This is a genomic window from Proteiniphilum sp. (genome assembly GCF_034331125.1).
Classification (GTDB): domain Bacteria; phylum Bacteroidota; class Bacteroidia; order Bacteroidales; family Dysgonomonadaceae; genus Proteiniphilum; species Proteiniphilum saccharofermentans.
Window position 1 is genome coordinate 290639 of the sequence record NZ_JAXQGC010000058.1, and the last position, 20157, is coordinate 310795.

A 20157-nucleotide genomic window follows, 5' to 3' on the forward strand; every position below is an offset into this window, starting at 1 on the left:
TACCTTAACGAAATAGTTTGTACATTTGTAGGCAAAATCAGACAAGGCATGCCCACACCCCTTCTTCAAATTGACCGGCTGACCAAAAGTTTCGGCGACTTAGTATTATTCAACGACATTTCTTTCGGCATCGCCGAAGGGGATAAGATAGGATTGATCGCCCCCAACGGATCGGGTAAGACCACCCTGTTGAATATCCTTGCCGGGAAAGAACCGTACGACGATGGGAGGGTGGTATTCCGCAACGATATCCGGCTGGCCTACCTGGAACAATCGCCTGCTTTCGATCCTGAAAAGACGGTGTTAGAGACCTGCTTCAGCACCGACAATGAGACAGTGAAGCTGATCGCCCGTTATGAAGAGGTGATCTCCTCCGGAAACCAGGAAGGATTAGACCATTTGCTTGCCGGAATGGACCTGCATAACGCCTGGGATTACGAGCAGCGCATCAAACAGATACTGACGCAATTAAAGATTACCGATTTTCAACAGAAGATAGGGGAACTCTCGGGCGGACAAGTGAAACGGGTGGCGCTGGCCAATGTGCTGATCAGTGAACCGGAACTGCTGATCATGGACGAGCCGACCAACCACCTCGACCTGGAGATGGTGGAGTGGCTGGAAGAGCATCTTACCCGCAACAATATCAGCCTGCTGATGGTCACCCACGACCGCTATTTCCTCGACCGGGTCTGCAACCAGATAGTAGAGATTGATGATAAACGGATTTTTTCTTATAAGGGCAATTATTCCTATTATCTGGAAAAAAGGGATGAGCGGGTCACGACACAAAATGCCGAAACCGAAAAGGCCAGGAATCTGCTGAGGAAAGAGTTGGACTGGATGCGGCGGCAACCACAGGCCAGGGGCACCAAAGCCAAATCGCGTATCGATGCATTTTATTCGCTCGAAGAGAAAGCCCAGCAGAAAAAGGATGGGCAAAATATCCGCCTGGCCGCAAAGGGCAGCTATATCGGGAAAAAGATCTTCGAGGCAAAAGAGGTCAGCAAGCGGTTCGGCAACGTCAGGATTACCGAAAAATTCAACTATATCTTCACCCGTTATGAAAAGATGGGTGTCGTGGGAAATAACGGTACAGGAAAATCCACATTTGTGAAGATGCTGCTGGGAGTGGAAGAACCCGACAGCGGCGGTTTTGATATCGGCGAAACGGTCAATTTCGGCTATTACAGCCAGGATGGATTGCAATTCGACGAACAGACAAAAGTGATCGATGTGGTACAGGCTATTGCCGAAGTGATCGACCTGGGTGACGGCCACCGCCTGACCGCCTCCCAATTCCTGCAACACTTCCTCTTCCCGCCCGAGAAACAACATAATTATGTATATAAACTCAGCGGGGGTGAAAAACGACGACTCTACCTCTGTACGGTACTGATCAAAAATCCCAATTTTTTAGTACTGGACGAGCCGACCAATGACCTTGACATTCTTACGCTGAATATATTAGAAGAGTATCTTGCAGGCTTCAAGGGATGCCTTATCGTAGTGTCGCATGACCGCTATTTTATGGATAAGGTGGTAGATCACCTGCTGGTATTCCATGGCAACGCACAGATTCAGGACTTTCCGGGGAACTATACGCAATACCGGGAATGGAAAGTGGCAGAAGAGAAAAAAACAGCAAAAGAGGAAAAAACGGCTGGCGGCGGCCCCAAAACCTCCACTTCAGTACCGGAAACGCCACCCCACCGGAAAAGGCCTGAAGAGAAGAAAAAACTTTCGTTTAAGGAAAAACAGGAGTTCGAATCACTCGAACAGGAGATAGAACAAATGGAAGCGGAAAAAGAACGTATCACCAACGAACTCTCCTCCGGAAACCTGTCCACAGAAAAACTGATGGCCAAATCGAACCGCCTGTCCGAACTGATCGATCTTATTGATGAGAAAACAATGCGCTGGCTCGAACTCAGCGATCGCGATCAATAATACCGATAGTTTTTCACCTTTAAGATAACGCTATATTGTTTCATTGGTATTACTTTTGTGCGCGATTTGAAAACAAAAATGGAGTACAACGAACTATTTGCCCGTACAGAACTGCTGATCGGCAGGGAAGCAATGCAGTCGCTCGCCACAAAAAAAGTAATACTTTTCGGGGTGGGCGGTGTAGGCAGTTGGTGTGCCGAAGGATTGATCCGGAGCGGAATAATGCACCTTACTATTGTCGACTCAGATAAAGTGGCCGTTGCCAACAGCAATCGTCAACTACCTGCTACTACCCAAACAATTGGACAGTTGAAAGTGGAGGTACTTAAAAAGCGGCTACAGGAAATCAACCCCTTCGCCACTATCAATGCAATCCCGGAAATTTACAGTGCCGGCTCATCCTCTTCATTTCAATTGGAACAGTATGATTATGTGATCGACGCTATCGACTCACTCGCACACAAGACGCATCTGCTCACCGCAGCATCGGAAAGCGGAGCCACTGTCTTCTCCTCTATGGGTGCAGCACTCAAGATAGATCCGCAACAAATCAGGGTAGCGGAGTTCTGGAAAGTACGTGGATGCAAGCTGGCATCGGCATTACGTGACCGCCTGCGGAAAGGAGCAAAACTACAAAAACCGATCTTGTGTGTCTACAGCGAGGAACGACTCTCCAACATAGGCACAGAAGCCCTGCCCGATGCCGATGAGAAAGGCAGTTTCCGTAAAGCGCAGACCAACGGCACCATGGTGCAGGTGACCGCCGTCTTCGGCTTCACCCTCTCAGGCCTGGTAATTCAGGATATCATGAAGAACGGGAATTCCGGTAACCAATCACCATTCCTTTAACTTTCGATGGCAATGGATTGAATGATCCTATCCGCAACCTGCTTCGCTACCTCATCTTTTCTTTTCATAAAAAAGGAGACTTGCCATGCATTAAGCTCCGACATAAGAATGATTACAACACAAATAAGATTTCATACGATTGATATTGTGTATAAATCCAGTGGCGGAATTAATTATTATTTCCGAAATATTGAAAATATTCCTTAATCAATAATCTAAAAAATATGGATGAGAAATTGAAGTACCTATCAATGGAGTTTACAGGCAGATAGAAGCAACGGTTTTCCATTATTTTTTACTACTTTTGTGTCTCTAAAACAGCAATATCAAGATATGCATATCGAGAATAATCTTCAGGATGTCATTATCCGCGCAATAAAAGAACTTTATCACGAAGACGTGGAAACGTCGCAAATCACGCTTCAAAAAACAAAGAAAGAGTTTAAAGGGCACTACACGCTCGTCACCTTCCCTTTGCTAAAAATCTCCCGGAAGAAACCGGAAGAGACGGCACAGGAAATAGGTTCCTGGTTAACGGAAAACGCAGATATCGTCTCCGGATTCAATGTAATCAAAGGATTTCTGAATCTGGAAATTACGGCAGAAGCCTGGCTCCGGTTATTGGAACAGATCGACGGAGAACCTGATTACGGTTTCACACCTGTAGCGGATGATGCACCACTCTATATGATAGAGTACTCTTCCCCCAACACCAATAAACCATTGCACCTGGGGCATGTGCGAAACAACCTCCTGGGACATTCGTTGTGCGAAGTATTGGCAGCTAACGGAAAACGGGTGGTAAAAACCAATATCGTGAACGACCGGGGTATCCATATCTGCAAATCGATGCTGGCCTGGCAGAAGTGGGGCAACGGCGAAACGCCCGAATCTTCCGGTAAAAAGGGGGATCACCTGATCGGCGACTATTATGTGTTGTTCGATAAAAAATATAAAGAGGAATTGGGTTCATTACAGGAAAAAGGCATGTCGAAAGAGGATGCCGAGGAACAGTCGCAACTGATGGCGGAAGCCCGCGAAATGTTACGCAAATGGGAAGCCGGGGACGAAGAGACCGTCAACCTGTGGAAGCGGATGAACGAGTGGGTATATGCAGGATTTGACGAAACCTACCGCCGAATGGGAGTATCATTCGATAAAATCTACTATGAATCGGAGACTTATCTTGCCGGAAAAGAAGAGGTACTGCGAGGTCTGAATCAAGGACTTTTCTACCGGAAAGAAGATGGATCGGTGTGGGCCGATCTCACTCCCTACGGGCTGGATCACAAGCTGCTACTACGTGCCGACGGGACATCGGTCTATATGACGCAGGATATCGGTACAGCCAAATTACGGTTTGACGACTATCCCATCGACACCATGATCTATGTGGTGGGGAATGAACAGAACTATCATTTCCAGGTACTTTCCATCCTGCTCGACATGCTTGGATTTGAATTTGGCAAGGGACTCGTGCACTTCTCTTACGGCATGGTGGAACTACCCGAAGGAAAAATGAAATCGCGTGAAGGGACAGTGGTCGATGCCGACGACCTGATGACCGAAATGGTGGAAACTGCCCGTGAGACATCGAAAGAATTGGGTAAACTGGATGGTATATCTACCGAAGAAGCGGATAAAATCGCAGAGATGGTCGGTATGGGCGCCCTCAAATACTTTATACTGAAAGTAGACCCGAAGAAAAACATGACCTTTAATCCGAAAGAATCGATCGATTTTAACGGGAACACAGGGCCATTCATTCAATACACGCACGCACGTATACAATCCGTCCTGCGCAAAGCCAGTGAACAGGGCATCACTATTCCTGAAAGACTGGAGAACACCCTCACCCTTTCCGGGAAAGAAGAAGGGCTGGTACAGTTACTCGCGGAATTCGATGCGGTGGTGAAACAGGCAGGCACCGAATACAATGTCTCTCTCATCGGGAACTATGTGTACGAACTGGCAAAAGAATTCAACCAGTTCTACCACGATTTCTCCATCCTTCGTGAAGAGAACAGCTCATTACGTGATTTCCGGTTGTTATTGTCAAAAAATATAGCCCTGACCATCAAAAAAGGAATGAAATTATTTGGCATAGATGTACCCGAGCGGATGTAATACTAACTGAAGAATTGATGCAGTCGGAAGTCCGGGATCTGCCATATCGGAAGCGCTATGAGCAAAACAAAGATTAATAGAAGCATACTCCTTCTTACCATTCTGTTTTTCTGGAACACAGGAGGCGTGCGGTCACAACTCTATCCCGATTCGGTTTACTCCGACCGGCCAACTCTTATTCACCGGTTAGAAATAGGAGGCCGTCCGGGTTACATCATTCCCACCAACAAATTCCTGAGGGGAGAGAATGAGCAATCCCGACCGATCAGGTATGCCTTTTCCTCTCACCTGAAATATGCTTTTCAGTTCCATCCCGACAGCCGTACCGGACAGATCTACCGCGGTGCTTATCAAGGAATCGGGTTTGCCTATTATAACTTTGAAAATTCCCGTGAGATCGGGAACCCGAAAGCGGCCTATCTGTTTCAGGGAGCTACCCTTGCTGAGATCACCCCTCGCCTGTCGTTCGATTATGAATGGAATTTCGGGCTGTCGACCGGATGGAATCCTTACGACTATGACAAAAATCCTTACAACGGAATGGTCGGATCAAAGGTCAATGCCTATATGAACGTAAACTTTTATTTCAGGTATCTTCTTTCCCGGTATTTCGATCTTATTTACGGCGTCACTTTCACTCATTTCTCTAACGGAAATACCAAATTCCCTAATGCAGGATTGAATGCGACAGATATAAAAGCGGGTATCACCTATAATATCAACCGACAGGTAAACTACCTCTCACAAGGCTTGCCCGGTTATACCTCTCTTATAAGGGATTTCCCCCGCCATATCAGTTACGACGTAGTATTATTCGGCTCCTGGCGGCGCAAAGGGGTCGTCTTCGATGGGGAACCAATGGCTTCGCCTGACAAGTATACCGTGCTTGGATTCAACATCAATCCCATGTACAACCTGGGATACAAACTGCGAGTAGGAGCATCGTTGGACGGGGTATATGACAGCAGCGCCAACATATATACCGAAAATTACATCATCTCCTACGGCGACCCAAATCCCGGATATACATTTTATAAACCTGCGGCAAATAAACAACTGGCGCTGGGACTTTCCGCACGGGCAGAATATGTGATGCCCTATTTCGATGTGGGAGTGGGTATCGGGGCCAACCTGTTGCACGGCGGTGGTGACCTTAAAGGGTTTTATCAAATATTGGCTTTAAAAATAAAAGTCACGCGTCACTCGTTCATTCATATCGGGTATAACCTGCAGAATTTTGATACGCCTAACTACCTGATGTTAGGCCTTGGCCTGCGGCTAAATAACCAACATCCGCGGCATTAAATGAAGTGGAAAAGTGATTTGAATTAGCAATTACCAATTACTAATTACCAATGGATCAATGCGACATAAGTCCGAGATCCCAAATTTTTCATTTTTCACTTTTAGTTTAAGAAGTCTTGATTCATGACTCTAAGAGTCTTAATTCTAAATAAAATGAAACTAAAAAAACTGATCACATCTTTTTTCCTGACAGGCAGTATAGTATTGGCCTGGGGGCAGAATCCCGCATTAAAGACGCACTATAATTCTCCCGCTACAAATTGGGAAAATGAAGCTCTGCCGATTGGCAACGGCCACATAGGTGCAATGGTCTTCGGGGGTGTCGACGAAGATGTTATTCTTGTGAATGAAAAAACATTATGGTCAGGCGGACCGGGTAAAAATCCCGGTTACAACGGCGGGCACCGGAGAACGCCTGCTGAAAACCATCGCACTTTGCAACATATCAGAAATACTTTGCAGGAGAAAATGACGGATTTCACAGCTACACAGTCCGCAGGAATAGATGCAAACGGAAAAGTTATCGCACATGATTATGCTCCTGAAGACGACGAGTTGAAAAGCCATATCCTAGACCTGACAGGGAACAGAGACGATTTTGGATCCTATCAGCAATTGAGCAACATCCATATTGGCTCGAATCCGGCGACATCTGCCGGTTATTCGCGGTACGCGCGCGAACTGGATATCGATAATGCGGTTGCTAAAACGACGTATCTCCAAAATGGAATAAATTACACACGTGAATATTTCGTCAGCCATCCCGACAATATAATTGTCATTCGCCTTACGGCTGATAAAAGAGGTTCACTTTCACATACATTTTATTTCACATCACCGCAGGAAAGCATCCATATGAACGTGACAGATAACATAATTACTATGGAAGGGAGGCCGGCTGACCATGGTGACGACGGCTTGAAGTTTGTCCAGCAAATGATAATCATCCCTACGGGTGGAGCGATAAGTAATGACGGTAACCAAATCAAGGTGGAGAATGCCGACGAAATATTGCTGATCTCCTCGGCCGCAACCAATTACCATCAGTCGATGAACGCTGATTTCAATTATTTTTCCGGCATTAATCCCCGCAACACAGTTGAAAACACAATACATAAAGCAGCTCAAAAAACCTATACCCAATTGTTGGATACACATATTCGGGATTATAAATCACTGTACGGCAGGATGAGTATTTCATTGGGCAATGCGGCTAACATCAATAATAAGACTACTGATGAGTTATTAAAAGGATATAAAGACGGTACCAATACACCCGCAGAAAATTTATACCTCGAGCAGTTGTATTATCAATTTGGACGCTATCTATTGATTTCATCTTCCCGAAAAGGCTCATTGCCCGCCAATCTTCAGGGGATCTGGGCAAAAGGATTAACCCCTCCATGGAATGCCGACTATCATACCAACATTAATGTCCAGATGAATTATTGGCTGGCCCAACAAACCAATCTGTCCGACTGCCATATACCGGTCATTGAATATACCAAAAGCCTTGTTTCGCGGGGAAGACTTACCGCGCAACATTATTATTGTAAACAAGACGGAAGTCCGGTGAGAGGCTGGGTCATTCATCATGAAAATAATATCTGGGGTAATACCGCCCCCGGAAACTGGTACACAGCATTTTACTTTCCGGCTGCCGCTGCCTGGATGTGCCAGGATATCTGGGAGTATTATCAGTTCAATCAGGACATAGAATTCCTGAGGGACTACTACCCGATCATGACAGATGCCGCATTATTCTGGGTAGATAATCTCTGGTGCGATTCCCGCGACGGAACTCTTGTCGCGAATCCCTCTTATTCACCTGAACATGGCCCCTATTCGCTTGGCGCATCAGCCGATCAGGCCATTATATGGGAACTGTTCGATATGGTAATCAAGGCAAGCGATACATTAAAATATGATACTCCGGAATTACAGGAGATAAAGAAGGCAAAGGATCAGTTGGCCGGACCCCGGATCGGTCTTGCCGGACAACTGATGGAATGGAAAGATGAGTTGCTGATGGACATTACGGGCGACAATGGGCATCGGCACGTCAACCATTTACACTGGTTGCATCCGGGAAGCAGGATCGTATCAGGCAGAAGTGCGGAGGAGGACCTATATGCAAAAGCGATGCAAACCACACTGAATACGCGTGGCGATGGGGGTACAGGCTGGAGTAAAGCGTGGAAAATAAATTTCTGGGCGCGACTGCATGACGGTAACCGTGCTCATAAACTGGTGCAGGAAATATTGAAAGAATCTACACTGACAAATCTGTTCGATACCCACCCGCCCTTCCAGATCGACGGGAACTTTGGTGCTACTTCAGGAATGACCGAGATGCTCGTGCAAAGTCACGGTGGTTATATCGAATTATTGCCTTCACTCCCTGATGCCTGGACCAGCGGCAGCTTTAAAGGGATCAAAGCCCGGGGAAATTTTGAAATAGAAGCAGAATGGAATGATGGAAAAATCACATCATTGAAGATCACCTCTGAGTCGGGAAACGATTGCGTGGTGAAATACAACGGGAAAACATTTTCTTTCCCAACCACCGCGGGAACTACCTATGATTTGAGCAATAAAACAAAATTTTAATCATATGAAACGAGCATGTAAACTATTCTTTTTTATTTTTATTGTGATTGCATTGTCGCCCGGATGTTCTTCGAACACACAATTTGCTGCAAAACCGCAGGAATTGGTCGATTACGTCAATCCCTATATGGGTAATATCAGTCATCTGCTTGTACCCACGTATCCAACAGTTCACCTTCCTAACAGCATGTTACGTGTATATCCCGAACGGGGTGATTATACCGGCGACTTGTTGAACGGTTTACCGATCGCGGTTACAAGCCATCGTGGAAGTTCGGCATTCAATTTAAGTACTTTCCAGGGAACCGAGTCGGAGTTGAAACCGGTTATTCCTTACAGTTATGACAGGGAAAAAATTACTCCATACGATTATTATGTCTACCTCGATGAAGAAGAAACAAGCGTCTATTATGCCGTCTCCAATCAATCAGGTATCTATGCACTGAATTTCGACCGCACAGATCCTTTGTTTGTGATTCTCAATTCCAGAAGAGGTGAGTTGAAATGGGACGGAAAAGCATTCTCGGGTTATCAGCAACTTCAAAACAACACCCGGATTTTCGTCTATATGGAGCCCGATGTGCAACCTCAAAGTGTAAAGAACGAAACAGCATCGGGCACAAATGCCCATATTGTATTATCTTACCCGCCGAACACCATGCGGTTAAATTTACGTTACGGAATTTCGTTTATCGATGCCGAACAGGCAAAGAAAAACCTTGCCCGGGAAATACCGGATTTCGATGCAAAAGCCGTAGCGGAAAAAGGACGAAAAGTGTGGAACGAAATATTGGGAAAAATTAAAGTGGACGGGGGTTCGGAAAACGACAGGGCAGTTTTCTACACCTCACTGTACCGAACCTACGAGCGGCCGGTTTGTATATCGGAAGACGGACGTTATTTCAGCGCTTTCGACGGAAATATCCATAATGACAACGGAACACCTTTTTATACCGATGATTGGATCTGGGACACTTACCGTGCCACACACCCGCTTCGTGTCTTGATAGAGGCCGATATGGAAAGCGATATCCTCAACTCTTTCCTACGGATGGCGGAACAAATGCCTGAATTTTGGTGGCCTACTTTCCCCGAAATTACGGGCGATAGCCGCCGGATGAACTCCAATCACGGCATTGCCACTGTAATTGACGGATATATAAAGGGACTGGAAAATATCGACCTCGCAAAAAAATATCCGGCTATGCGAAACGCCATAATGAAAAAAACGTTGGCTCCCTGGTCGGCAAAGCCGTCAGGCGAATTGGACCGGTTTTATCACGAGAACGGGTATATTCCCGCACTAAGAGAGGGAGAGAAGGAAACGATCCCCGAAGTGCATGGTTTTGAAAAGCGCCAACCTGTAGCCGTAACGCTCGGAACAGCCTACGACCAATGGTGTCTGGCACAAATTGCCAAAGAATTAGGAGAAATGGAAGATTATGCTTATTTCCTGCAAAAGTCATATAACTATCGCAATTTGTATAATGCAGAAACGGGTTTCTTTCACCCGAAAGATAAACAGGGCAACTTCATTGAACCTTTCGATTACAAATTTTCAGGTGGAATGGGGGCACGTGAATATTATGGAGAAAACAACGCCTGGACCTATCGTTGGGATGTGCAACACAATGTGGCCGACCTGATCCATCTGATGGGAGGACGTGAAAAATTTATTCAGAATCTCGATCAAACGTTCCGTGAACCGCTTGGAAGAAGTAAGTATGAATTCTATGCCCAGTTGCCCGACCAAACAGGAAATGTAGGACAATTTTCAATGGCAAACGAACCGTCGCTACACATCCCCTATCTTTATAACTATGCAGGAGAACCCTGGAAAACGCAAAAGCGCATTCGCAAACTGGTAACTGAATGGTTCAGGAACGACCTGATGGGTGTTCCGGGTGATGAAGACGGCGGAGGGATGTCGGCTTTTGTGGTGTTTTCACAAATGGGATTCTATCCGGTAACGCCGGGTAGTCCGACTTACAATATCGGAAGCCCGTTTTTTGACGAAGTAACCATGCAGTTGGGCAATGGCAAAACATTGCGTATCGTTGCCCAAAACAATAGCGAGAATAACAAATACATTCAATCGGCACGGCTGAATGGGAAAGAATGGACAAAACCCTGGTTTAGTCACGAAGACATCAGGAACGGCGGGACATTAGAGCTTGTGATGGGCGATAAAGCCAACCGATCATGGGGCACAGCCCCGCAGGATGCACCACCCTCGGAAGGAATTAAAAACAACTAAAACAGGGTAAAGATGAGAAAAACAGTGGAGGTAAAGGGGAGCACTGCACTATTCAAGGAGTCGGATAATCTGCCGTAGGTAAAGTGGCAAAATTTGCCGGCATATAAATTTACAAATTGTATAAGCATATGATAAAAAATCAATACAGTTAAAATTATTTAATAACAGGATATCAATCCGATAAAAAAGAGTACCTTTATTTCATTCAATCCAAGGCAATGTCCAGGACAGTTATTGTTGCCGGAAAACAACTGACTATTAACCCTATAATTCAGATAAAAATGCCTCGATTAGTAACACTCTACTCTCTTCAATGGGGAGATCTATCATTGGAAAACGTATGTGCCAAAGCGAAAGAATTTGGCTACGACGGGCTTGAATTAGGATTGCCTGACCATTTGGATGTACGACAAACCGATCCGGAATATTACAAAGGCATCAAAGATCTTTTGGGAAAGAATGGGTTACAGCTACACACAATTTCTTCCCATCTGGTAGGACAAGCGGTATGTGACCGGATCGATGAACGGCACAAAGGAATTTTACCCGCTTACATCTGGGGTGACGGTGATCCCGAAGGTGTCCGCCAACGTGCTGCCGAAGAGTTGATATTAACGGCAAAAGCGGCCCGGTCATTAGGTGTAAACACGGTGGTAGGATTTACAGGAAGTCCAATCTGGCATTTGCTTTATTCATTTCCGCCTGTTACCGGATCTATGATTGATGACGGCTATAAAGAATTTGCCCGCCGTTTTATCCCCATTCTCGATGAATTTGAAAAACTGGATGTCCGTTTTGCATTGGAAGTCCACCCTACCGAAATTGCATTTGATACATTTTCAGCCCGTAAGGCATTGGAAGCTGTGGATCATCACCCTGCTTTCGGCTTCAATTACGATCCGAGCCATATGGGATACCAGGGTGTGGATTACGTGGACTTTATTTACCAGTTCCCCGATCGTATCTTCCACGTCCATATGAAGGATGTGTACTGGAGTGATACTCCCAAACAAGTAGGCGTGTTCGGCGGGCATGTACCTTTCGGCGATCCCCGGCGTTACTGGAATTTCAGAAGTGTGGGTAGAGGCAAGATCAACTTCGAAGAAATTATCCGTGCACTCAATGCTATCGGTTATCAAGGACCACTTTCAATAGAATGGGAAGATAGTGCCATGGATCGTGAACACGGTGCGCGTGAGTCCTGCGAATTTATCAAACGGATCGATTTCCAGATGTCAAAACATGCTTTTGACGCATTTTTTGCAAAATAACCATCAGCTATATCATTGTATATGAAGAGGAGAAAATTTTTAACAAACGCAACAGTACAAATTGCTAATTACCAATGGATCAATATGACATAAGTTTGAGATCCCAAATTTTTCACTTTCACTTTTTAATTTTTAATTTAATAAGTCTTGGTTCTTGTGTCTAAAATAAAAAATCGTATGCAAAATCAATCAAAAAAAGTAACACGAAGAGAATTCCTGGGTTTATCCGCATTGGGATTAACAAGTCTGACCATATTACCGAGTTGGACAATGAATGGGGTTAGAATAGCACCGAGTGACAGGGTGGTTTTGGGCTTCATTGGTTTGGGGAGGCAAGGTATAGGCGACTTCCACGCCTTCACCCACTGTCCCGGCGTACAGGTGGTTGCCGGTTGTGATGTGGATTCTATCAAAAACGATCGTTTCAAACAAGCTGTCACGGCATGGCAAAAATCCAAAGGCATGCCCGAAAGATGCGATACATACGAATTCTATGAACAACTCCTCGAACGTAAAGATATTGATGCTATTGCCATCGCCACTCCCGACCATTGGCATGCACTGAATGTAATCCACTCTTGTCAGGCCGGCAAAGATGTTTATTGTCAAAAACCATTGTCGTACAATATTTCCGAGAGTTTAGCTGTAGTCAAAGCAGTTCGTCACAATAACCGCATTGTACAGATAGGCAGCCAACAGCGATCAAGCAAAGAATTTCAAACAGCTATCTCCATGGTAAGAAACGGAAGTCTCGGATATGTAAAAGAAGTACATGTGAGAGTCGGTGAACCGCCTGCACCTTTTAACCTGCCGGAGGAACCGGTACCGTCTAACCTGAACTTCAACCAGTGGCTTGGCCCGTTAAACTTTCCGGTAGTGCATTACAATCACAAAATGTGTCCGCCTATCACTTACCCTGAACTCAAAGAAACGGGCGACTGGGCAGTATGGCGTTACTACAGGGAGACTGGCAACGGATTCATCGGTGACTGGGGCGCTCACCATTTCGACATTGCACAGGCAGCATTGGGCATGGATGGATTAACTCCCGTGGAATACATACCTGCCGGATATAATGGAACGAAATACGCCACAATGAAATATACCAACGGACAGGTAGTAACCGAACAACCTTTCCGTGAGGACAAACCGGATGATAAAGGTATCAATTTCATCGGCGAAAAAGCGTGGTTGAAAGTGGCAAGAGGCTATATTGAATGTTCTGATCCGAACCTTCTGCAAAAATCGGAACAGACTTTTGCCGCCGGAGAATACGAAGTGAGTGCCCCGCATATGCAGGACTTTATCCACAGTGTGAGGTCCCGGAAAGAACCTATCGCACCTGTTGAAGCAGGCGCTTCTACCAATATCTTCTTCTGTAATGTGAATATCGCCCATGAACTCGGACGCCCGGTAAAATGGGATCCGGTAACCAGGAGATATTTCGATGATAAAGAGGCGGAAGCCCATCGTTTATATTACTACGAATATAGGAATCCTTATAAACTACCCTACCGGGATAGGATGATTTGATAATGAGTTAATGTGATAATTGGAACCCTAAAAAATGAATCGTATGCAATCTTACAGGAAAATAATCATCGCTTTTGTAGCAGTAATGCTTTGCGTAGCCAATATCAAGGCAACCAATAACCTGAAAATAGCCGAAAACTCGTTGCACGGTAAAAAAGTGTTGTACGTTTACGGCGGCTGGGAAGGCCACGAACCCGAAAAGTGCCGGGATATATTCGTACCCTGGTTAAAATCGGAAGGTGCGGAAGTTTTTATATTCGATCAACTCTCCTGCTATGAAGACTCTGCATTAATGGCCAATATCGATTTGATCATACAACATTATACACAGGGAGAAATATCCGGTTCACAAGACAAAGCATTGCGTAATGCTGTGAAACGGGGAGTAGGGTTAGCGGGCTGGCACGGCGGGACAGGAGACTCTTTCCGGAACAACGTTGATTTTCAATATATGATTGGTGGACAATGGGTTGCCCACCCGGGAAATATCATATCATACACGGTGAATATCACCGACAAAGAAGATCCTGTTACCAAAGGATTAAACGATTTTGACATGAAATCGGAACAATATTACATGCATATCGACCCGAACATAAAAGTGTTGGCAACGACCATATTCTCGGGAGAGCACGACTATTGGATTGAAGGAGCCGTAATGCCCGTAGTGTGGAAAAAACAGTACGGCAAGGGACGTGTTTTCTATTCTTCACTGGGACACGTCGCCAGCGATTTTGATGTACCCGAAGCACTCGAGATCATGAAACGCGGTATCAGATGGGCGGCAGAAAGCTTAGAAAAAGAGCCCGAAAAATTGGTTTCACCGATTTATAAATAAAGTGGTTTTTTCCATTTTCTGTACTTCTCCGGTCATTTTGTAGGGTAAAGGGTAAACATTTCCCTTACTATCTCCACCACCCCATTGCTGGGGAGTATTTTCAGTCGGTGCTACCACTGTCCATTGCTTTTTATCGGCCCGGATACTACCAGTGTCATAATTATGGTCGGATGTGGCAACCTTATGATTCTCCCATTCTACGCCGTTCCAGTAAAAAATTACCTGCCATTCTTTCAGACCATTATCCGGGCCGGGGTGGTGTCCCTTTCCCGATACATAAAAAACTAAAAAAATAAAGATACACCCAGTAAATAGTATTTATTCATATACGTTCATCATCTGACAAATCACAAGACAACCAAACTAATCAGTAGTCCAATCCTACTTGAGGTATTTCGCCAGGAATCCCAGCATGGTACTGTAAAAGTCCATACGATTCTCTTCACGATAGAAGCCGTGCCCTTCGTTGTATTTCACCATATAGGGAATTTCCAGACCTTTCGCGCGTAGTGCCGTCACAATCTGATCCGACTCGTTGATGTTCACGCGGGGGTCGTTAGCACCCTGTACCACATAGACCGGCTTGGAGATCTTATCGATTTGATACACCGGTGAAGCTTCACGGGCAATAACTTTCTCTTCGGGATCATCCAGGTCATACCATATCTGCTTCACCATTTCAGTCAGGGGTTTCCAGTATTCCGGGAACGACGAAAAGAAAGTTTCGATATTGGACACGCCCACATAATCTACGCCACAGGTATAGAGATCGGGCGTTTTTACAAGTCCCATCAGTGTAGCATAGCCACCATGGCTACCGCCATAGATCGCAATTTTACTTTCATCTGCCCAACCCTGCGCAATGGCATAACGTACACCATCTTCCACATCATCCATCACTTTCCTGCCAATCTGCTTGAAACCGGCACGCAGAAACTCTTTACCATATCCGCCCGAGATACGGAAGTTCACTTGCAGGGTAGCATAGCCGCGGCTGGCAAACAATTGCGTTTCGGGATTAAATCCCCACGAGTCGCGGATTCCCTGCGGACCGCCATGCGGATTCACAATCATAGGTACTCTTTTGCCTGCCAGTGCTTCTTTCGGGAGTGTGATATATCCGTGGATCGTCAGTCCGTCACGGCTCTTAAAGGTGATAGGACGCATTTCCGCCATATCCTCTTCCTTCAGTTGCGGCATCAGGTCGTATAACAGGGTAAACTGTTTTGTTTTTACGTCGTACTCATAGTACTTTCCATACAACTTATCGCTTTGCAGGATGATCAGGAATGTGTTTTCATCGTCGTCATAATCAGCAATACCATATATCTTTCCGGGGAAGTTCTTGTTCACTCCGGCATCGATTTCCTTGTAGAGGTCACTCACCGGGATAACTTCCGATTTTTCTCCCTCGTAGCTGAAATAATCAATTTCGTAGTTGCGTTTACGAGAGAGCCCCATACCGGCTACATCATATTGAGGGTTTGAAAATACTTCTTTTATTTCACGGTTGTTTTTCAGGTCGTAGAGAACGATACGGGTTTTATCTCCGTCGAGGTTGGTAACCACATAGGCATCATCGGGATCGGACGTATTGTAATTAAAGGCGATGATCGAGAAGCTGTCGTCCCAGTTCATTTTTTTCTTCAACTCGAAATCTCCTGTTTCCGTATTTTTATAATAAAACTCCATTTCCACTCCGTTTACCATTTTGGTATAGGCACGCAAATTGCCCTCTTTGTCAAAATCATATCCCTGGATAGGATTAGCGACATCACTGTTTTCGTAGAGTTTTTCCAATTCACCCGTTACCACATTCAGTTTATAAGGCTCGAATATCTGCGGATTATCTTTATTCATCGAAATGATAATGTAATCTTTCTGATCTTTCAGGAGAGAGATGATTCCCGCCCTTACACCTTCAAAGGGAGTAAGATCACGGCTATTTCCCCCATCGATATTTGTCGCGTAAATATGGTAGTTTTCATTTCCCCCGTTGTCCATCGCATAAAACAAACGATCGTCGTTAATCCATCCGTATCCTTTGATCGGTTCCTCTTTTTCTTCGATGGCACGAATCACCTCTCCGGAGGCAAGATTTTTTATATAAACATGGTTTTTAAGTCCATCCTTTTCTTTGTACGACAGATACTTTCCGTTTGGTGATAACTGGAATGCCGATGCATTGGGCCGGGCAAAGTAATCGGCCACACTGTATTTATAATCTCCCTTATCGAAGTCGACCAGTTTACGCAATGCTTCTTCATTCGTCACCAGATCGGGATTCCCGGGAAGTTTACTTTCAAACCGTCTTAAAGTAAGCGGGAGAGTCATTCCGGCCTGCTCGTAGTTTCCGGTAATACTGTCTCCCTGCAGTTCTCCATTATAAACGATCTGCGCCGCAGTCACTCCCAGTTTGAGCCGATTATCCAACAGTTCTGCCACATCTACCGGTATGCCGGCCGCCCCCTGCATAGGGACGTCCATTGTACCGGATAAATTCCCGTCTTCCCCGGTAAGGTGGAAAATCAGTTCCAGATCTATCCCTTGCACCGAAAGGGTGCCTTTCCAGTCACCTGCAATAGTTTGTGCATTCAGACTCATAGTTGTTACAATCACGGCGATCAATGCGCCAATTCTTTTTATTATGTTCATATAATTAATTTTAATACAAGTAAAACAAACAGAATATAAAGTTGTTGAAAAGAATCTCATATTCCGGTACAAATGTAAAATGATCTATTTGTACCGGCAAATAATTTTACTCTTTCTTCACCATTTTTATTCCGCATCAAAAGAGAGCTTTCCATCCCTATGAGCTGTGAGGATGGATTTTCTTTCTTCACAGGGTTTTCCATCATGATTAGCTGCTCATATTCTGTTTATTAATCCAAATTTAAATGATGAACAAAGGGGATTTTGAACAAACGCCCGTTTTCCTTGGGACAAGCGATCCCGATTTCCACGTACCTGTGGAACGTGTGTACGCTTCCGCCAATATCCTGCGGGAAATGGATGCCTCTGTCACCGAAAAAGTATATGCCAACCGTGGACATACCATTTCCGAAGACGAAATTGAACTGGTAAACCGGATTATCTTTTGATATGAAAGTAACCCGCATTTATACCGATACTAACGGAGACTCCCGGTTTGAGGATATCGAAATAGACTTGTTCGACCGTGGTGAAATTGGACGCCTGTCTGAAAATATCGAAGTGAAATCTCTGCAATTCAGAACAGTCCCACCCGATTACGACTATGATTTCCATCACGCTCCGCAACGCCAGTATATTGTTTTGTTAGACGGCGGAGTGGAAATCGAAACATCATTGGGAGAGGTACGTCAATTTCAAACTGGCGAAATTCTTTTGGTGGAAGATACAACCGGTAAAGGACACCGTACTAAAAATTTAGAGAAAAAGGAACGTAGATCAATTTTTATCCACTTAGCCTGAAACGAGTATGATAACCGTTCTCACCCGGGAACGTTTTCGGTAAGCGAATACAGAAGAAAAACTTGTTTTCCTCTGTTGAGGTAGAATTGAAAATCGAGAAGCGAAGGCGACTCAAAACGACTAACTTCAGTGAACATGACAATATGGGAGTTCCATACGACCTTACTATTAAAAATAAATATTGTCGTATGGAGAACTGTTTTCCTGAGTATTCAAATTCTTAAAGAAACGATGTCACCCTGCGTAAGAATTACTTTGTAAACTGAACTGTTCTCCCCTCTGCAGCACTTTGTTTCGCCGCGTCCAATATTTTCACGACAATCAGGTTGTTTTCCAAAGAAGAAAGGTCTGTGACTTTCACTTTGACATCTCCCCTGATCACATTTGCGAAATAGTTAAATGGCTCTTTTGCTTCCAAAGGAGATTCGGTTACTTTTTCTTCGCGCTTTGGAGTAGAACGCGCTAAACGGTATTCCAGATCATGGCTATTGAGCACACTTACATACCCATCCTCTCCGTAAATAGAGAGGTCTTTCCTGTCTATAGGCCAGTTCCACGATCCTTGAATCACGGCCTGTGCGTGCGGATAAGTCAGAATAATGGTTGCCTGGTCATCTACTTCGGGATAAACCTCCGGCTTGATCGTCTGTAGTATTGCCGTAACAGTTTCAGGTTCCTCATTCTGCATAATCCAGGTCATCAGGTTGGCTCCGTAACAGCCAAAATCGGTTACCGCCCCTCCTCCATTCTGGACAGGATCAGTAAGCCACTCCAAAAATTCGGGAGAGCATCCGATCTCCACAGGCCCTTTATGTCCGTCATTGATAATGACTTTATTAATATCTCCGATTTCCTGCTTCAGGACAGCCATTTCGAAAGCCTTGTAATGAGCTGGATACCATGTTGTCTCGTAGTTGGTCAAAAGGTGAATATTATTTTCCCGGGCCAGTTTTTTCATTTCTTCAGCGTGTTCGGTACTCACTGCCAGCGGTTTCTCTACCATTACATGGATTCCTCTCGGTGCACATACCTCTACGGTGCTTAAATGATCATAAATCGAATTAAAAGCGACCACTCCTTCCGGTTGGGTCTCTTCAACCATTGTAGCCAGGTCATCGTACACTATGCCCATATCAAATCCATACTGAACCGAAAGGGCCTGTGCTCTTTTCTTATTGGATTCAGCAATACCGACAATAAGGATATCGGTACGTTCCTTATATCGATTCAAAAGGCCGTGTACATGATCATGCGACAGGCCGTCAATTCCGATCCGAACAGGATTACTCGATGGCGGCGTATCAATGAGTTGCTTAACAAATAGGCCGGCAAAAATGATAAGGCTTATTAATAAAATAGGAAATTTCATATAATACACCTTTAGACGTTTCATAAAATTGTGAAATATTGATCAGCTCGGAAAGCAATTTCCCGACCTTTTGAGTGCTTACACACAGGCAAATGTAATAAAAATTATTTCACGCAACCTATAACTGAGGCAATATATTACAATATCTTACGTTTTTGTCCTAAATATACAACATAAGAGGTATTTACATGCAATTTCCAATAAAAGAATATCCATTAAAGTCACACGCATTCTTAATCTGCAGAACAAATATGACCATCGAAGTCATTCTACCACATACCAGTTGTACCCGTCTGCAGGAATGGAAATTTTTAAAGTGACAGAATAATCTCTGTTCAATTTATATTTTTTCCCTTTTGATACACCTTTTTCCTTTATGACGGCACTCTCCGTCAAGCCTGTATAATACAACGGGATGGAGATTTCTTTTTCGACAGGCTCATTTAAAGGATTATAAACCAAGACAAACGCTTTTTCCTTCAAAGCAGGATTCACATGCATGATTCCGTCCCAGTCTCGTCCGTCAGGCCGTCTTAACCCAACTTTCACTTACATTTCCACGCAATCCTGTCCAGAATGAGTCAGGACGATC

Annotated in this window: 14 protein-coding genes; 11 read left to right on the forward strand and 3 right to left on the reverse strand. The window is 44.8% G+C overall.

Annotated elements, in window-relative coordinates; genetic code table 11:
* Positions 1 to 48 precede the first annotated feature (48 nt).
* The 9 genes from U2P89_RS14975 to U2P89_RS15015 all read left to right on the forward strand — a co-directional run bounded on the left by U2P89_RS14975 (position 49) and on the right by U2P89_RS15015 (position 14740).
* Positions 49 to 1950 (forward strand): ABC-F family ATP-binding cassette domain-containing protein, encoded by a 1902-nt coding sequence (locus tag U2P89_RS14975; RefSeq protein WP_322191792.1) that lies wholly within the window; start codon positions 49 to 51, stop codon positions 1948 to 1950.
* A 78-nt stretch (positions 1951 to 2028) separates the two neighbouring features.
* Entirely contained in the window at positions 2029 to 2799 is a 771-nt protein-coding gene (locus U2P89_RS14980) for a ThiF family adenylyltransferase (protein WP_076928363.1), read from the forward strand.
* Positions 2800 to 3132: 333 nt separating this feature from the next.
* The gene (gene argS, locus U2P89_RS14985; protein WP_322191793.1) at positions 3133 to 4926 is read left to right on the forward strand and encodes an arginine--tRNA ligase; all 1794 of its coding nucleotides are present in this window, start codon (positions 3133 to 3135) and stop codon (positions 4924 to 4926) included.
* 57 nt (positions 4927 to 4983) lie between these two features.
* On the forward strand, positions 4984 to 6231 hold the full coding sequence (locus U2P89_RS14990; RefSeq protein WP_322191794.1) for an acyloxyacyl hydrolase: 1248 nt from the start codon (positions 4984 to 4986) through the stop codon (positions 6229 to 6231).
* 153 nt (positions 6232 to 6384) lie between these two features.
* The gene (locus U2P89_RS14995) at positions 6385 to 8841 is read left to right on the forward strand and encodes a glycosyl hydrolase family 95 catalytic domain-containing protein (protein WP_322191795.1); all 2457 of its coding nucleotides are present in this window, start codon (positions 6385 to 6387) and stop codon (positions 8839 to 8841) included.
* A 4-nt stretch (positions 8842 to 8845) separates the two neighbouring features.
* Entirely contained in the window at positions 8846 to 11098 is a 2253-nt protein-coding gene (locus U2P89_RS15000; RefSeq protein ID WP_076928359.1) for a GH92 family glycosyl hydrolase, read from the forward strand.
* Between the two features lie 281 nt (positions 11099 to 11379).
* Positions 11380 to 12369 carry a sugar phosphate isomerase/epimerase family protein gene (locus tag U2P89_RS15005; RefSeq protein ID WP_076931959.1) on the forward strand — a complete coding sequence of 330 codons (990 nt, stop codon included), beginning with the start codon at positions 11380 to 11382 and terminating at the stop codon, positions 12367 to 12369.
* A gap of 177 nt (positions 12370 to 12546) precedes the next feature.
* Positions 12547 to 13902, forward strand: a complete 1356-nt coding sequence (locus tag U2P89_RS15010) for a Gfo/Idh/MocA family oxidoreductase (RefSeq protein ID WP_322191796.1) — start codon at positions 12547 to 12549, stop codon at positions 13900 to 13902.
* A gap of 43 nt (positions 13903 to 13945) precedes the next feature.
* On the forward strand, positions 13946 to 14740 hold the full coding sequence (locus U2P89_RS15015; protein ID WP_083710869.1) for a ThuA domain-containing protein: 795 nt from the start codon (positions 13946 to 13948) through the stop codon (positions 14738 to 14740).
* Positions 14741 to 15121: 381 nt separating this feature from the next.
* Here the strand turns inward: U2P89_RS15015 and U2P89_RS15020 are convergent, their stop codons facing one another.
* Complete coding sequence (locus U2P89_RS15020; protein WP_322191797.1) at positions 15122 to 17395, reverse strand: S9 family peptidase; 2274 nt, start codon at positions 17393 to 17395, stop codon at positions 15122 to 15124.
* 245 nt (positions 17396 to 17640) lie between these two features.
* Here U2P89_RS15020 and U2P89_RS15025 point away from each other — a divergent pair, with 245 nt between their 5' ends.
* Both U2P89_RS15025 and U2P89_RS15030 read left to right on the forward strand, forming a co-directional pair.
* The gene (locus U2P89_RS15025) at positions 17641 to 17844 is read left to right on the forward strand and encodes a hypothetical protein (RefSeq protein ID WP_175456786.1); all 204 of its coding nucleotides are present in this window, start codon (positions 17641 to 17643) and stop codon (positions 17842 to 17844) included.
* Between the two features lies 1 nt (position 17845).
* Entirely contained in the window at positions 17846 to 18196 is a 351-nt protein-coding gene (locus tag U2P89_RS15030) for a hypothetical protein (RefSeq protein ID WP_322191798.1), read from the forward strand.
* A gap of 250 nt (positions 18197 to 18446) precedes the next feature.
* Here U2P89_RS15030 and U2P89_RS15035 read toward each other — a convergent pair whose 3' ends face one another.
* Positions 18447 to 19565 (reverse strand): Gfo/Idh/MocA family protein, encoded by a 1119-nt coding sequence (locus tag U2P89_RS15035; RefSeq protein WP_076928355.1) that lies wholly within the window; start codon positions 19563 to 19565, stop codon positions 18447 to 18449.
* Between the two features lie 264 nt (positions 19566 to 19829).
* Entirely contained in the window at positions 19830 to 20114 is a 285-nt protein-coding gene (locus tag U2P89_RS15040; protein WP_154670937.1) for a hypothetical protein, read from the reverse strand.
* Positions 20115 to 20157: the final 43 nt, after the last annotated feature.

What these genes read in the sequence shown, in the direction of transcription:
- U2P89_RS15010 (WP_322191796.1), top strand. Translation starts at nt 12,547, where the DNA reads ATGCAAAATCAATCAAAAAAAGTAACACGAAGAGAATTCCTGGGTTTA.
- U2P89_RS15020 (WP_322191797.1), bottom strand. Translation starts at nt 17,395, where the DNA reads ATGAACATAATAAAAAGAATTGGCGCATTGATCGCCGTGATTGTAACA.
- U2P89_RS14975 (WP_322191792.1), top strand. Translation starts at nt 49, where the DNA reads ATGCCCACACCCCTTCTTCAAATTGACCGGCTGACCAAAAGTTTCGGC.
- U2P89_RS14990 (WP_322191794.1), top strand. Translation starts at nt 4,984, where the DNA reads ATGAGCAAAACAAAGATTAATAGAAGCATACTCCTTCTTACCATTCTG.
- U2P89_RS15025 (WP_175456786.1), top strand. Translation starts at nt 17,641, where the DNA reads ATGATGAACAAAGGGGATTTTGAACAAACGCCCGTTTTCCTTGGGACA.
- U2P89_RS14980 (WP_076928363.1), top strand. Translation starts at nt 2,029, where the DNA reads ATGGAGTACAACGAACTATTTGCCCGTACAGAACTGCTGATCGGCAGG.
- argS (WP_322191793.1), top strand. Translation starts at nt 3,133, where the DNA reads ATGCATATCGAGAATAATCTTCAGGATGTCATTATCCGCGCAATAAAA.
- U2P89_RS15030 (WP_322191798.1), top strand. Translation starts at nt 17,846, where the DNA reads ATGAAAGTAACCCGCATTTATACCGATACTAACGGAGACTCCCGGTTT.
- U2P89_RS15000 (WP_076928359.1), top strand. Translation starts at nt 8,846, where the DNA reads ATGAAACGAGCATGTAAACTATTCTTTTTTATTTTTATTGTGATTGCA.
- U2P89_RS15005 (WP_076931959.1), top strand. Translation starts at nt 11,380, where the DNA reads ATGCCTCGATTAGTAACACTCTACTCTCTTCAATGGGGAGATCTATCA.
- U2P89_RS15035 (WP_076928355.1), bottom strand. Translation starts at nt 19,565, where the DNA reads ATGAAATTTCCTATTTTATTAATAAGCCTTATCATTTTTGCCGGCCTA.
- U2P89_RS15015 (WP_083710869.1), top strand. Translation starts at nt 13,946, where the DNA reads ATGCAATCTTACAGGAAAATAATCATCGCTTTTGTAGCAGTAATGCTT.
- U2P89_RS14995 (WP_322191795.1), top strand. Translation starts at nt 6,385, where the DNA reads ATGAAACTAAAAAAACTGATCACATCTTTTTTCCTGACAGGCAGTATA.